Consider the following 14,291-nt stretch of genomic DNA (forward strand, 5'->3'; position numbering starts at 1 on the left):
GGCCCGTCGGCAAATATGTGTTAGTTGAGCTGCTCGACGCGAATGCGCACAACCTTGCCGACCACGTCCTGCAGGGCTTCCAGGGCGACGATGGCGTCGTTGATACGCTGCTCGACCACGCCATGGGTCACCAGGATCATTGGTACCAGGCCGTCCTGCTCCTCGGCTTCCTTCTGCATGATCGACTCGATGTTGATGCCACGCTCCGAGAGGATGCTGGCGACCTGGGCCAGTACGCCCGGGTGATCCTTGGCCTGGATGCGCAGGTAGTACGCGCTTTCGCAGGCTTCGATCGGCAGGATCGGGTGGGCCGACAGCGAGTCTGGCTGGAAGGCCAGGTGCGGCACGCGGTTTTCCGGGTCGGAGGTCATGGCACGGACCACGTCGACCAGGTCGCCGACCACTGACGAAGCGGTAGGCTCCATACCCGCGCCGGCACCGTAGTACAGGGTGGAGCCGGCAGCATCACCGTTGACCATGACAGCGTTCATCACGCCGTTGACGTTGGCGATCAGGCGGTCGGCCGGGATCAGCGTCGGGTGCACGCGCAGCTCGATACCTTCGGCAGTGCGACGCGCCACACCCAGGTGCTTGATGCGGTAGCCCAGGGCCTCGGCGTAGTTCACGTCTGCCGTTGTCAGCTGGGTGATACCTTCGGTGTAGGCCTTGTCGAACTGCAGCGGGATACCGAACGCGATGGACGCCAGGATCGTCAGCTTGTGCGCAGCGTCGATGCCTTCTACGTCAAAGGTCGGGTCGGCTTCTGCGTAGCCCAGCGCCTGGGCTTCGGCCAGCACGTCCGGGAAGGCACGGCCCTTCTCACGCATTTCGGTGAGGATGAAGTTGCCGGTGCCATTGATGATGCCAGCCAGCCAGTTGATGCGGTTGGCCGACAGGCCTTCGCGGATGGCCTTGATCACCGGGATGCCACCGGCTACGGCCGCCTCGAACGCGACAATCACACCCTTCTCGCGGGCTTTGGCGAAGATTTCGTTGCCATGCACGGCAATCAGCGCCTTGTTGGCGGTGACCACGTGCTTGCCGTTTTCGATGGCCTTCAGCACCAGGTCGCGGGCGATGGTATAGCCACCGATCAGCTCGATGACAATGTCGATCTCCGGGTTGCTTGCAACTTCGAACACGTCAGCGGTAATGGGGGTACCGGTAATCTGGCAGTTCGGGTTCTGCGAGCGCATGGCGATCTGTGCCACTTCAATACCGCGCCCGGCACGGCGGGCAATCTCCTCGGCGTTGCGCTGAAGTACATTGAAGGTTCCGCCACCGACGGTCCCCAACCCACAGATGCCTACTTTGACCGGTTTCACTGTGAACTCCCCATTGAACGGCCGACACGTTTGCCGACCGTGAAACTTGCCGTCACCCCATGACGACGGCGTACTGAACTGGATTACTTGGCAAGTGCCAGCTTGGCGACCTGCGGTGCAGGCTGGTAGCCCGGAATGACCTGGCCGCTTTCAAGAACAATGGCCGGCGTGCCATTGACCCCGATCGACTGACCCAGCTGGAACTGCTTGCTGACCGGGTTGGTGCACTTGGCGGCCTTGATTTCTTTACCTTCGACCATTTTATCCATCGCCCCACGGCGGTCGCTGGAGCACCACACCGCCTGCAACTGCTGGTCACCCGACGAACCGAGGCCCTGGCGCGGGAAGGCGACATAGCGCACTTCGATACCGCGACGGTTCAACTCGGGCACTTCGGCGTGCAGCTTGTGGCAGTACGGGCAGGTGGTGTCGGTGAACACGGTGATGTGCGACTTGGTCTCGCCCTTGGCAGGATAAACCACCATCTCGGCGGCTGGAATGCCGTTGATGAGCTTGGCAATACCTTGGCGTTCGGCTTTTTCGGTGAGGTTGACCGGCTTGCCGTCCTGGATCTGGAACAGGTAGCCCTGCATCACGAACTGGCCGTCGGCGCTGGCATACAGGACGCGGCCGCCCTGCAGCTTGACTTCATACAGGCCGTTGAGCGGGCTGCTGGCCACGCTTTCCACGGGCACTTCCAGCTCGAGGTTCTGCAACGATTTACGGATAGCCTGCTCGGCACCGGCGTTGCTATCGGTTGCCGCAGCAACGGCAAAGGTACTGGCCAGCGCCAACGCGGCGGCGGCGAAAAACTGGGTCACGCGCATGGGAACTCCTGAAGGCGGACAGGGGCCGGAGGGCGCCACCTGCGGAAAATACGCGGTGACCGTGCGGCCCTTGGTGCAAACCGCCCAAGCCTACCACATCACGCTGCCCGTGAAGGAGGTCGCAAAGACCGGTCGGCGGAACATGAAAAACATTCATCCACGTGGGTGATGCTGGGCGTGCAACTGCTGCAGACGGGCCTTGGCAACGTGGGTATAGATCTGCGTGGTCGACAGGTCACTATGGCCCAGCAGCATCTGCACCACACGCAAGTCGGCGCCGTGGTTGAGCAGGTGGGTGGCGAAGGCATGCCGCAGGGTGTGCGGCGACAGCGGCTTGTCGATGCCGGCAACCCGTGCGTGGTGCTTGATACGGTGCCAGAAGGTCTGGCGTGTCATCTGCTCGCCGCGCTGGCTGGGGAACAGCACGTCGCTGGGCCGGCCATTGAGCAGTTCGGCGCGGCCATCGCGCTGGTAGCGCTCCAGCCACACCACCGCCTCTTCGCCCATGGGCACCAGGCGTTCCTTGCTGCCCTTGCCCATTACCCGCAGCACACCTTGGCGCAGGTTGACCTGATCGAGGGTCAGGCTGACCAGTTCGGTGACCCGAAGGCCGCAAGCGTAGAGCACTTCGAGCATGGCACGGTCGCGCTGGCCAATGGCTTCGCCCAGGTCCGGAGCCTGCAGCAAGGCTTCGACGTCGGCTTCGGACAGCGACTTGGGTAGCGGCTTGCCCAATTGCGGCATATCGACCTGCAGGGTCGGGTCAATGGCCACCAGCTTTTCCCGCAGCAGATAACGGAAGAAACCGCGCAGCCCGGACAGGAAACGCGCCGTGGAACGTGGCTTGTAGCCCTGATCCAGGCGCCAGGCCAGGTGATCGAGGATCAGGTCGCGGCCGGCGTCTGGCAACGATACCGAGTGCTCCTGCAACCAGCCATTGAACAGGGCCAGGTCGCTACGGTAGGACACGCGGGTGTTGTCGGACAGGCCTTTTTCCAACCATAAGGCGTCAAGGAACTGGTCGATCAAGGGGTGGTCGAGGGCGGGCATGAAATCTCGGTGGCAAACGATGAAATGGCGCTTAGTCTTTCATAACAACGCCGGCATAGGGAGCCCGCATGAACGAACAGCAGATCCTTCTGAGTGTGGGCGGCATCGGCGCAGCAGCGCTCGCCTGCCAATGGCTGGCCTGGCGCCTGAAGCTGCCGGCAATTCTGTTTCTGTTGTTGGCCGGGATCATTGCCGGCCCAGCGCTGGGGTGGCTCGATCCCGAGGCGCTGTTCGGCCCATTGCTGATGCCGCTGGTGTCGCTGGCGGTAGCGCTGATTCTGTTCGAAGGCAGCCTGACCCTGCACCTGTCGCAGTGGCGCGAGATCGGCAGCGTGGTGCATCGCCTGGTCACGGTGGGCGCACTGGTCACCTGGCTGGTGATTGCACTGGCAACCCACTGGCTGCTCGGGTTCGACTGGCCGCTGGCGATTCTCTTCGGCACCCTGACCCTGGTGACCGGCCCAACAGTGATCGTGCCCATGCTTCGCGTGGTGCGACCAAAGGCAGCGATCGCGAACATCCTGCGCTGGGAAGGGATCATGATCGACCCGATCGGCGCGCTGCTCGCCGTGGTGGTATACAGCTTCATCATCGCCAGCGCCGAGGGTAACGGCCTGAGCCAGAGCCTTGTTACCTTCGCCGGCGTGATCTTCTGCGGTACCGCCCTGGGCGCGGCGGGGGGCTGGCTGCTGGGGCAAATCATGCGCGAACAGTGGCTACCAGAGTACCTGCACAACCTCGCGTCACTGGCGGCGGTACTGGGTATTTTCATCGCCGCCAACCAGATCGTGCACGAGTCGGGGCTGCTGGCGGTCACCGTGATGGGAATGTGGCTGGCCAACATGCGCGGGGTTGATGTGCGACAGATCCTGCACTTCAAGGAAAACCTCAGCGTGCTGCTGATTTCCGGCCTGTTCATCCTGCTGGCTGCACGCCTTGACCTGCATGCCCTGCTAGGCCTTGGCCCTGCCGTCCTGGCGCTGTTGCTGGTGATCCAACTGCTGGCACGCCCTCTCAGCGTCTGGCTGGCCACACTGGGCTCGACACTCAAATGGCGGGAGCGCGCGCTGCTGGCCTGGATTGCTCCACGCGGTATCGTTGCCGCAGCCGTTTCAGCTATTTTTGCCATCCGCCTGGACCAGGCCGGCCACCAGGATGCCTTGCTGCTGGTACCGTTGACCTTCGCGGTAATCATCGGCACGGTGGTACTGCAAAGCGCTACGGCCAGGCCGCTGGCACGCTTGCTCAAGGTCGCTGAACCGGCCCCCAGCGGGTTTCTCATCGTCGGCGCCAACGAGCCGGCCCGGGCCATCGCCAAAACCCTTCAGCAATTGGGCTGCCGGGTTTTGCTGACGGACTCCAGCTGGGAAAACATCCGCGCCGCGCGCATGGACGGGCTCACGACCTATTTTGGCAACCCGGCCTCGCAGCATGCCGACGCCCATCTGGACCTGGTCGGCCTCGGGCACTTGCTGGGCCTCTCTCCTGCCGGCGAAATCAATGCATTGGCCTGCGCCAGGTTCCGTCACGATTTTGGGCACAGCCGGCTGTTCGTGCTAGCCAGTGGCCTGGAGAAACAACGCAGCGACAAACATCGGGCGGCCGAAGAGCACCGCGGGCATCTATTGGGGGCCAAGCCGATGACCTATTTGCAACTGGCCAACCGCATGCATCAGGGCGCCGAGTTGTATAGCACCACCCTGACCGAAGGCTTTGGCTGGGACGCCTACCAGGCGCTGCATGGCGAGCGTGCACACTTGCTGTTCGCACGCGATGACCATGGCTGGGTTCATGTAGCCAGCCCTGATAACCCGTTGCAGCCACAACCGGGCTGGACCCTGGTGGCATTGATCGAGCCAGCACCGGAGCCGTGACACTCAGGCGCCTGGCAGCACGGGCACCGGGCGCTTGTCCTCGTCGATGGCGACGAAGCTGAACACCCCATGGATCGCACGGTCACGGCCATCCAGGTACATGTTCTCGACAAACACATCCACCTGCACCTGCAAGCTGGTATTGCCGACCTTGATCACCGTACCCACCAGCTCGACGATCGAGCCCGCCGGAATCGGGTGCTTGAAATCGATGCGGTCGGTAGACACGGTCACCAGCGGCAGGCGACAAAAGCGCGTGGCAGCGATGAACGACACTTCGTCCATCCAGGCCAGGGCGGTGCCGCCGAACAGGGTGTTGTGGTGGTTGGTGGTATTGGGGAACACCGCCTTGGTCACGCGGGTAACCGACAGTTCGGTGCGGCGCTGGATTTCCTGGTCTCGGGTCGTCATGGCAATCACATTTTCGGGGGTTCAAAACGCAAAAAAGCAGCCCGAAGGCTGCTTCTTTCTCGCTAGGCGGCCTCGGCCGCCGGGCAAACTGTACTCAGGACAGTTTTTCCTTGATGCGAGCGGCTTTGCCGGACAGGTCGCGCAGGTAGTACAGCTTGGCTTTACGCACGTCACCACGACGTTTCACGGCCAGGCTGTCGATTTGCGGGCTGTAGGTCTGGAAGGTACGCTCTACGCCAACGCCGCTGGAGATCTTGCGCACGGTGAAGGCGCTGTTCAGACCGCGGTTACGCTTGGCGATAACGACGCCTTCGAACGCCTGCAGACGGGAACGCTCACCTTCCTTCACTTTAACCTGAACGACAACGGTGTCGCCTGGTGCGAAGGTCGGGATTTCCTTGCTCATCTGCTCGGCTTCGAGCTGCTGGATGATCTTGTTGGTCATGCTGTGCTCCTAAGATGGATACGCGATCCACCATCGATACGTTTAACTATCGTCCCGCTCGCGGAGATATTCCTCGAGCAGCTTCTTCTCTTCTCCAGAAAGCGAGCGACTTTCCAGAAGATCGGCGCGTCGTTCGAAGGTCCTACCAAGGGACTGCTTCATCCTCCAACGCCGGATGTGTGCATGGTTGCCACTTAGCAACACGTCGGGAACACGCTGATCCGCATACACCTCAGGCCGGGTGTAGTGCGGGCAATCGAGCAGACCGTCGGTGAAAGAATCTTCTTCCGCCGAGTCCACATGCCCTAAAGCTCCGGGCAGCAGCCGCGTAACCGCATCGATCAGTACCATGGCCGGCAGCTCGCCACCGGAAAGCACATAGTCGCCAATCGACCACTCCTCATCGACATGAGCCTCGATAAAGCGCTCGTCGATGCCTTCATAACGACCGGCGATCAGGATCAACGATTCCTGTTCGGCCAGGCCTTTGACCGCCTGCTGAGTCAGCTTGCGGCCTTGTGGCGAAAGGTAGATCACCTTCGCCGCTGCTCCGGTCGCTTGCCTGGCGCTAACCAAGGCGTCTTCCAGAGGCTTGATTTTCATCACCATGCCCGGACCACCGCCAAACGGCCGATCATCTACCGTGTGGTGACGATCTGTGGTGTAGTCCCGCGGGTTCCAGCAAGTCACCTGAAGCAACCCTTGTTTCACCGCGCGGCTGGTAATGCCGTACTCCGTGATGGCCGAGAACATCTCGGGGAACAACGTGATGACGTCTACGCGAAGGTTACCCATCGTTTAGAAGTCCGCGTCCCATTCGACCCGCATCACGCCTGCTTCCAGGTCGATTGCCAGCACACATTGCTCTGTATAGGGCAACAGACGCTCGCGATCATCCAGGCTGCCTGCGCAGGGCTTGACCACCATTACATCGTTCGCACCGGTCTCCAACAGGTGATCGACCTTGCCGAACAGTTGTTCGTCCTGGTTGATGACCTTCAGACCCACCAACTGGTACCAGTAGTACTCGTCGGCAGCCAGGTTGGGCAAAAGGCTCCGCGGGATGCAGATTTCGTAACCGCTCAGAAGACGGGCTTCATCGCGATCCTCGAGACCTTTCAGTTTCACGACCAGGCCCTTTTGGGAGCCACGACCGCTGACCAGCTCGACCTGCTTTACCTTGCCTTCGTGCCGAAGCGTCCAGCGTGGATAATCCAACAGGTTTTCAATCGGATCGGTAAAGGAATACACCTTCACCTCGCCGCGAACGCCGTGAACCGAAAAAATCTTGCCAACGACGATGAGGTCGTCAGCCTTTTCTGGCGTCGCGTTCATACTATTCAGGCAGCGGCCTTGGCAGCTTCCTTCAGCAGCTGAGCAACACGCTCAGACGGCTGTGCACCCTGGCTCAGCCAGTAGGTGACGCGCTCTTGGTTGACCGACAGCTTGACTTCGGCGCCAGCAGCGATCGGGTTGAAGAAACCTACGCGCTCAACGAAACGGCCGTCACGGGCGTTACGCGAGTTGGTCACGGTCAGGTGGTAGAATGGGCGCTTTTTCGAGCCGCCACGGGCCAGACGAATGGTTACCATGTGAACATCGTTCCTATAGTCGGTGCTGCAGTTGATACAGCAGCTGGTACTGCAAATCTGAATGCCAAATAGGCACACGGGTGCCCAAAAGGCCGCATATTCTCGGGGAATACACGGACATTTGCAAATGACTTTTTCGGCAAGGCCTCGCCCTGCCGTCCAGATTTGCCGGTTGCGCCGCGAAATACGCGGCCGTTGCCCCGCTACAGCGGGGGTTCTGGGCGCTTGCCCGATAAAAGGCAGGCACCCGAATCAGGGGTTACAGCTTTGGCATGCCGCCACCTGGCAGCATCCCACCGAGGCCGCGCATCATCTTGGCCATGCCGCCTTTGGCAGAAAACTTCTTCATCATCTTCTGCATCTGCTTGTGCTGCTTGATCAGCCGGCCGATATCCTGCACCTGGGTACCGGAACCCAACGCAATACGGCGCTTGCGCGAACCGCTGATCAGGTCAGGGTCGCGGCGCTCGGCCGGGGTCATGGAGTTGATGATCGCTTCCATCTGCTTGAACTGCTTTTCGGCCGCGCCCTGGGCGTTGCCCATTTGCGACAGGTTGACCCCACCGATGCTTGGCAGCTTGTCCATCAGGCCGCCGAGGCCGCCCATGTTCTTCATTTGCTGCAGCTGGTCGCGGAAGTCTTCGAGATCGAAGCCCTTGCCCTTCTTCAGCTTCTTGGCCAGCTTGTCGGCCTTGGCCTTGTCGATGGTCTGCTCGGCCTGCTCGATCAGACTGAGCACGTCGCCCATGCCGAGGATGCGCGAAGCGACGCGGTCGGGGTGGAACGGCTCGAGGGCCTCGGTCTTCTCACCCATACCGATGAACTTGATCGGCTTGCCGGTGATTGCACGTACCGACAGCGCGGCACCGCCACGGGCATCACCGTCGACCTTGGTCAGTACCACACCGGTCAGCGGCAGCGCCTCGCCAAACGCCTTGGCGGTGTTGGCAGCGTCCTGGCCGGTCATGGCGTCGACCACGAACAGCGTCTCGATCGGTTTGACGGCAGCGTGCAGCGCCTTGATCTCGTCCATCATGTCGGCGTCGATGTGCAGACGGCCGGCGGTGTCGACGATGACCACGTCGATGAACTTCAGCTTGGCTTCACGGATGGCGGCTTCGGCGATAGCCACCGGTTTCTGGCTGATATCGGACGGGAAGAAGGTGACGCCAATATCGTTGGCCAGTGTTTCCAACTGTTTGATCGCCGCCGGGCGATAGACGTCGGCAGACACCACCATCACACTCTTTTTCTTGCGCTCTTTAAGGAAGCGCGCCAGCTTGCCGGCGGTGGTGGTCTTACCGGCGCCCTGCAGGCCCGCCATCAGCACGACAGCAGGTGGGGCGGCGTTCAGTGCGAGGTCTTCGTTGGCCGCGCCCATCAGGCTTTCCAGCTCGGCCTGGACGATCTTCACGAAGGCCTGGCCCGGGGTCAGACTGCGCGACACCTCGGTACCGACTGCACGATCCTTGACGCTGTTGACGAAATCCTTGACTACCGGCAGGGCAACGTCGGCCTCGAGCAGGGCCATGCGCACTTCGCGCAGCGTGTCCTTGATGTTGTCTTCGGTCAGCTTGGCCTTGCCGGTGACATGGCGCAGCGTCTGTGACAGGCGGTCGGTCAGGTTTTCGAACATGGTGATCCTTTCAGGCCCAGTAAAGCCGAGGTTTGTCAGGTGCCAGGGGGGAAATACACACCCGCCGGGCACAGCAAGGCGGCGATTATAGCGAAGTGCAGCGGCGACGCACACCTTGGTAGATATTCGGTGGCTGTGCTGGCCTCTTCGCGGGCGTGCCCGCTCCCACAGGATCCTCACTGCTTGCAGGCCTGCGCCATACCTGTGGGAGCGGGCGTGCCCGCGAATGCCCTGACACAACCCTTCAGTCTTCCTAGAGCGGCAGAATCTATGCCAAACTCCGTCTCTTTAAGGCTCGCCACCCAGGACTTATGGTCTCCTCTCCAAGCCTCATCCCCAACCTGATCGCTGCCGGCTTATATATAGCGGCGGCCATCTACCAGGGCTCATACCTGTCTCAGGGCCGCAAGGCCGACAAGCGCCTGCTTGGCCTGCTGGGTGTCATCGCGGTCCTGGCCCAGGCCGGTGCGCTGTTCTTCCAGCTGATCACCCCGCTGGGCCTGAGCCTGGACTTCTTCAGCGCCGCCAGCCTGATCGCCGTGGCCGTCATCTCCCTGACCCTGCTGGCCTGCCTGCGCATACCCGTGGAAAACCTGCTGGTGCTACTGTTCCCACTGGGTGCGGTGACCGCGCTGATGGCCCAGTTCGCACCACCCGGTACGGTACCGCTGATCAACGAAGAACCGGGCATCCTTGCACATATCCTGCTGTCGATCCTGGCCTACGGGCTGTTCACCATCGCGGTGTTCCAGTCGCTACTGCTGCTGCTGCAGGACCACCAGTTGAAGAACAAGCACCCGTCCGGGCTGATCCGCAACTTCCCGCCGCTGCAAACCATGGAAAGCCTGCTGTTCGGCTTCCTCTGGGCCGGCTGGTGTCTGCTGTCGCTGTCGCTGATCTCCGGCTGGCTGTTCCTCGACAACCTGTTCGCCCAGCACCTGGTGCACAAGACCTTGCTGGCCTGTGTCGCCTGGGTGGTGTTCAGCGTGCTGCTGTGGGGCCGCACCCGCCTGGGTTGGCGGGGCCACATGGCCATCCGCTGGACGCTGGCCGGTTTCTGCCTGCTGATGCTGGCCTATTTTGGCAGCAAGCTGGTTCGCGAATTCATCTTGCATATCTGACGGCCGCCCATGAACACCCTGCCGTACGCACCGCTATTCGGCACTCTGGCACTGGCCCTTTTGTGGTCAGCGCTGTTCACCGCTGTGGATGCTGCCCGCCTGCAGCTCAATGGCGCACTGCGCGCCGGCGAAGACAACCAGCCCGTGCTGCCAGCCCAGGCCTTGGTGCTGTGCGCCAGCCTGGGCAAGCTGCTGGTACTGGGGCTGGCCTGCCTGGTCGGCCAGCGCCAGAGTGGCGAGCACGGCTTCTGGCTGGCAGGCATGGCCGCCACCCTCGCCTTGCTGGTGTTTGCCGAATACCTGCCGCGACGCCTGGCCCGGCGTAACCCGCAGGCGTTCGTGAGCCTTGGTGCCAGCCTGCTGAAAGTGCCCCTCGCCCTGCTGCAGCCACTGGCCTGCCTGCTGGACGGCGCCGCCAAGCTGATTCTGCGCCCGTTCCGTGCACAGCCCACAGCGGTGGCCCTGCACGCGCAGGATGCCGACGACTTCGATGAGGATGAACAGCACGAAGCGCCTCGCCATGGCATGCTCGACGGCCTGCAGTCGCTGGACAAGATCACCGTCAACGACATCCTGGTGCCGCGCAACGAAGTGGATGGTATCAACCTCGACGAGCCGATCGAACGCATCATCGAGCAACTGATCGTCAGCCGCCACACCCGCCTGCCGGTCTACCACAACGACATCAACCAGGTCGAAGCGATTCTCAACACCAAGCTGATCAGCCACCTGCTGCCCAAGGCCGAGCTGACCCTCGAAGCGCTGCACGGCGCCTGCTACGAACCCTATTTCGTACCGGAAAGCACGCCCCTGCAAATGCAGTTGTTGAACTTCCACAAGCAGCAACGCCGCTTGGGCGTGGTAGTGGACGAGTACGGCGAAGTACTGGGTATCGTCACTCTGGAAGACATTCTCGAAGAGATCGTCGGTGAGTTCGAGGACGAACAAAGCCTGGACAACCCGCATGTGCACCCGCAGCCCGATGGCACCTTCGTAATCGATGGCACCGCTTCGTTACGCGAAATCAACCGCACCCTGGGCTGGCACCTGCCCTGTGACGGCGGGCCGAAAACCCTCAACGGGCTGGTTACCGAAGCGCTGGAAAGCATCCCGGAAAGCGCTGTTTGCCTGAAAATAGGCCGTTATCGCCTGGAAATCCTTGAAACAGAGGACAATTGCGCCAGCAAGGTACTGGTGTGGACCGTGACCCGATAGCTATACTCGGGTCACGCTTACCCAGCCCCGCCGTCACGCCTGCTACCCGCACCCGGCGCTCCACGGCCAGTCCGCTCCACTGATATGCCTCGCGGTCCTGCGTCAACACCCCCGAACAGTACCCGCCCCGCCCCTACCCCCCTTGGGCTATCGTCAGTCGGGCGCACACAACAATACGCTCCGGCGTCCGCGTAACCGTGCCATTTACATGGCATGCCACCGCGGGCCAAGCCCATGGAGCCGGACCAGACTGTCAGGGACCTATTCAATGACAAGCAGCACTTACGCCCAAGCGCCCGCCGCGCCAGTCAACTCGCCTGCGCGGGTAGCCACCGCCAGCTTCATCGGCACGGCCATCGAGTTCTATGATTTCTACGTCTACGCCACCGCCGCCGCCTTGGTAATCGGCCCGGTGTTCTTCCCGTCCGGGTCGGGCACCGCGCAAATGCTGGCCGCCTTCCTCACCTTCGGTATCGCCTTCCTCGCCCGCCCGCTGGGCTCGGCGTTGTTCGGCCATTTTGGCGACCGCATCGGCCGCAAGTCGACGCTGGTCGCCTCGCTGCTGCTGATGGGCGTATCCACCACCGCCATTGGCGTGCTGCCGGGCTATGACAGCATTGGCGTGTGGGCGCCGATCATTCTCTGCCTGCTGCGTTTTGGCCAAGGCCTGGGCCTGGGTGGCGAATGGGGTGGCGCGGCCCTGCTGGCCACCGAGAACGCCCCGGAAGGCAAGCGTGCCTGGTTCGGCATGTTCCCGCAGTTGGGCCCTTCAATCGGCTTCCTGGCTGCCAACGGCCTGTTCCTGACCCTGGCGCTGGTGCTCAGCGACGAGCAGTTCCGCGAGTGGGGCTGGCGTATTCCGTTCCTGCTCAGCGCCGCCCTGGTACTGGTTGGCCTGTATGTGCGCCTGAAGCTCGAAGAGAGCCCGGTGTTTGCGAAGGCCGTTGCCCGCCATGAGCGAGTGAAAATGCCGGTGGTCGACCTGTTCTCCAAATACTGGCTGCCAACCCTGCTGGGCGCTGCGGCCATGGTGGTGTGCTATGCGCTGTTCTACATTTCCACGGTGTTCTCGCTGAGCTACGGCGTAACCACACTGGGCTACAGCCGCGAAACGTTCCTTGGCCTGCTGTGCTTCGCGGTCGTGTTCATGGCCCTGGCCACACCGTTGTCAGCCTGGCTCAGTGACCGTTACGGGCGTAAGCCGGTACTGATCGTCGGCGGCCTGCTGGCGATAGCTTCGGGCTTTACCATGGAGCCACTGCTGACCTCGGGATCGACCACGGGCGTGGCGCTGTTCCTGGCCATTGAGCTGTTCCTGATGGGCGTGACCTTTGCGCCGATGGGGGCACTGCTGCCAGAGCTATTCCCGACTCACGTACGTTATACCGGTGCCTCGGCGGCGTATAACCTGGGCGGTATCGTCGGCGCCTCGGCGGCTCCGTTCTTTGCCCAGAAGCTGGTGAGCATGGGCGGGTTGAGCTGGGTGGGGGGTTATGTGTCGGTGGCGGCGGTGATCAGCCTGATTGCCGTGCTGTGCCTGAAAGAGACGCGCAATACCGCGCTGTAAGCGACTGGGGCCGCTTTGCGGCCCCAGTACTCTCGGATCAGAACTCGACCTTGACCGCCTGCGAAGCACGGGTCGCCTTGGCCCGCGCCAGTTCAACCGACTCGTCACGCGCCAGGCACACACCCATGCGGCGGGTACCGTTGATTTCCGGCTTGCCGAACAGGCGAATGGCGGTATCCGGCTCGCTCAGCGCTGCGCCCAGGTTGGCGAAGCTGGTCTGTTGGGACTGGCCTTCGGGCAAGATCACTGCCGAGGCCGACGGGCCGAACTGACGCACCACCGGAATCGGCAGGCCGAGAATGGCGCGGGCATGCAGGGCAAATTGCGACAGGTCCTGGGAAATCAGGGTGACCAGACCGGTGTCATGCGGGCGCGGCGACACTTCGCTGAACCACACCTGGTCGCCCTTCACGAACAGTTCTACACCAAACAGGCCGCGACCGCCGAGGGCATCGGTGACCGCCTTGGCCACGCGCTGCGATTCGGCCAACGCCTTCGGGCTCATGGCCTGTGGCTGCCAGGACTCCTGGTAATCGCCCTTCTCCTGACGGTGGCCGACGGGCTCGAGGAAGGTGGTGCCGCCCACGTGACGTACGGTCAGCAGGGTGATTTCATATTCGAAGTCGATGAAACCCTCGACGATCACCCGGCCCTTGCCAGCGCGACCGCCTTCCTGGGCATAGTCCCACGACGTCTGCAGGTCAGCATCGCTGCGCAGCAGGCTCTGGCCCTTGCCCGACGAGCTCATCACCGGTTTGACCACGCACGGGTAACCCAGGTCGGCTACGGCCTTGGCGTAGTCTTCATAGGTGTCGGCGAAGTGGTACGGCGAGGTTGGCAGGTCCAGCTCTTCGGCAGCCAGGCGGCGGATGCCTTCGCGGTTCATGGTCAACTGGGTGGCGCGGGCGGTCGGCACCACGGTGAAACCTTCGTTTTCCAGCTCGACCAGGGTGGCGGTGGCGATGGCTTCGATTTCCGGAACGATGTAATGCGGCTTCTCGGCTTCGATCACCGCGCGCAGGGCAACGCCATCGAGCATATTGATCACATGGCTGCGGTGCGCCACCTGCATTGCCGGAGCATTGGCGTACCGGTCGACGGCGATTACTTCGACGCCCAGGCGCTGCAGTTCGATTACCACTTCCTTGCCCAGCTCGCCACAGCCGCAGAGCAGTACACGGGTCGCGGTAGGCGACAATGGGGTTCCGATACGGGTCATTTCAGGTCC

14 protein-coding genes are annotated in these 14,291 nt (G+C 62.3%); 4 read left to right on the top strand and 10 right to left on the bottom strand.

All coding sequences use genetic code 11. The annotated features are described in order from the left end of the window. Positions 1 to 20 precede the first annotated feature (20 nt). From INQ47_RS07975 to xerD, 3 genes are all read right to left on the bottom strand, one after another. Positions 21 to 1,325: a homoserine dehydrogenase gene (locus tag INQ47_RS07975; RefSeq protein ID WP_003252157.1), complete on the bottom strand. Its 1,305-nt coding sequence runs from the start codon at positions 1,323 to 1,325 to the stop codon at positions 21 to 23. Positions 1,326 to 1,408: 83 nt separating this feature from the next. Continuing rightward, positions 1,409 to 2,152, bottom strand: a complete 744-nt coding sequence (locus INQ47_RS07980; protein ID WP_104962463.1) for a thioredoxin fold domain-containing protein — start codon at positions 2,150 to 2,152, stop codon at positions 1,409 to 1,411. A 153-nt stretch (positions 2,153 to 2,305) separates the two neighbouring features. Then, on the bottom strand, positions 2,306 to 3,202 hold the full coding sequence (gene xerD / locus INQ47_RS07985; RefSeq protein ID WP_003252154.1) for a site-specific tyrosine recombinase XerD: 897 nt from the start codon (positions 3,200 to 3,202) through the stop codon (positions 2,306 to 2,308). Positions 3,203 to 3,270: 68 nt separating this feature from the next. Here xerD and INQ47_RS07990 point away from each other — a divergent pair, with 68 nt between their 5' ends. Further along, positions 3,271 to 5,076 (top strand): sodium:proton antiporter, encoded by a 1,806-nt coding sequence (locus tag INQ47_RS07990; protein WP_121162132.1) that lies wholly within the window; start codon positions 3,271 to 3,273, stop codon positions 5,074 to 5,076. A gap of 3 nt (positions 5,077 to 5,079) precedes the next feature. On the opposite strand, the gene INQ47_RS07995 is transcribed toward INQ47_RS07990, so the two are convergent. The 6 genes from INQ47_RS07995 to ffh form a co-directional block, all read right to left on the bottom strand. Next, a complete protein-coding gene (locus INQ47_RS07995) occupies positions 5,080 to 5,487 on the bottom strand; it encodes an acyl-CoA thioesterase (protein WP_014592194.1) in 408 nt (135 codons plus the stop codon). A 94-nt stretch (positions 5,488 to 5,581) separates the two neighbouring features. Then, a complete protein-coding gene (gene rplS, locus INQ47_RS08000; RefSeq protein ID WP_003252148.1) occupies positions 5,582 to 5,932 on the bottom strand; it encodes a 50S ribosomal protein L19 in 351 nt (116 codons plus the stop codon). Between the two features lie 42 nt (positions 5,933 to 5,974). Then, positions 5,975 to 6,727 carry a tRNA (guanosine(37)-N1)-methyltransferase TrmD gene (gene trmD / locus INQ47_RS08005; protein ID WP_003252146.1) on the bottom strand — a complete coding sequence of 251 codons (753 nt, stop codon included), beginning with the start codon at positions 6,725 to 6,727 and terminating at the stop codon, positions 5,975 to 5,977. Between the two features lie 3 nt (positions 6,728 to 6,730). Further along, positions 6,731 to 7,267 carry a ribosome maturation factor RimM gene (gene rimM, locus INQ47_RS08010; RefSeq protein WP_084850792.1) on the bottom strand — a complete coding sequence of 179 codons (537 nt, stop codon included), beginning with the start codon at positions 7,265 to 7,267 and terminating at the stop codon, positions 6,731 to 6,733. 5 nt (positions 7,268 to 7,272) lie between these two features. Then, positions 7,273 to 7,524 carry a 30S ribosomal protein S16 gene (rpsP, locus tag INQ47_RS08015; protein ID WP_003252142.1) on the bottom strand — a complete coding sequence of 84 codons (252 nt, stop codon included), beginning with the start codon at positions 7,522 to 7,524 and terminating at the stop codon, positions 7,273 to 7,275. 259 nt (positions 7,525 to 7,783) lie between these two features. Continuing rightward, the gene (gene ffh, locus INQ47_RS08020) at positions 7,784 to 9,160 is read right to left on the bottom strand and encodes a signal recognition particle protein (RefSeq protein ID WP_003252139.1); all 1,377 of its coding nucleotides are present in this window, start codon (positions 9,158 to 9,160) and stop codon (positions 7,784 to 7,786) included. 311 nt (positions 9,161 to 9,471) lie between these two features. Between ffh and INQ47_RS08025 the strand changes: the two genes are divergently transcribed. The 3 genes from INQ47_RS08025 (at position 9,472) to INQ47_RS08035 (ending at position 13,063) form a co-directional block, all read left to right on the top strand. After that, on the top strand, positions 9,472 to 10,281 hold the full coding sequence (locus INQ47_RS08025; RefSeq protein WP_021785711.1) for an inner membrane protein YpjD: 810 nt from the start codon (positions 9,472 to 9,474) through the stop codon (positions 10,279 to 10,281). A gap of 9 nt (positions 10,282 to 10,290) precedes the next feature. Further along, on the top strand, positions 10,291 to 11,496 hold the full coding sequence (locus tag INQ47_RS08030; protein WP_404701464.1) for a transporter associated domain-containing protein: 1,206 nt from the start codon (positions 10,291 to 10,293) through the stop codon (positions 11,494 to 11,496). Between the two features lie 268 nt (positions 11,497 to 11,764). Next, positions 11,765 to 13,063 (top strand): MFS transporter, encoded by a 1,299-nt coding sequence (locus INQ47_RS08035; RefSeq protein WP_021785713.1) that lies wholly within the window; start codon positions 11,765 to 11,767, stop codon positions 13,061 to 13,063. 37 nt (positions 13,064 to 13,100) lie between these two features. Here INQ47_RS08035 and purT read toward each other — a convergent pair whose 3' ends face one another. Beyond that, positions 13,101 to 14,282 (bottom strand): formate-dependent phosphoribosylglycinamide formyltransferase, encoded by a 1,182-nt coding sequence (gene purT, locus INQ47_RS08040; RefSeq protein WP_176682701.1) that lies wholly within the window; start codon positions 14,280 to 14,282, stop codon positions 13,101 to 13,103. Positions 14,283 to 14,291 lie beyond the last annotated feature (9 nt).

This window comes from Pseudomonas sp. 3HC3 (assembly GCF_044904505.1).
GTDB classification, from domain to species: domain Bacteria; phylum Pseudomonadota; class Gammaproteobacteria; order Pseudomonadales; family Pseudomonadaceae; genus Aquipseudomonas; species Aquipseudomonas putida_Y.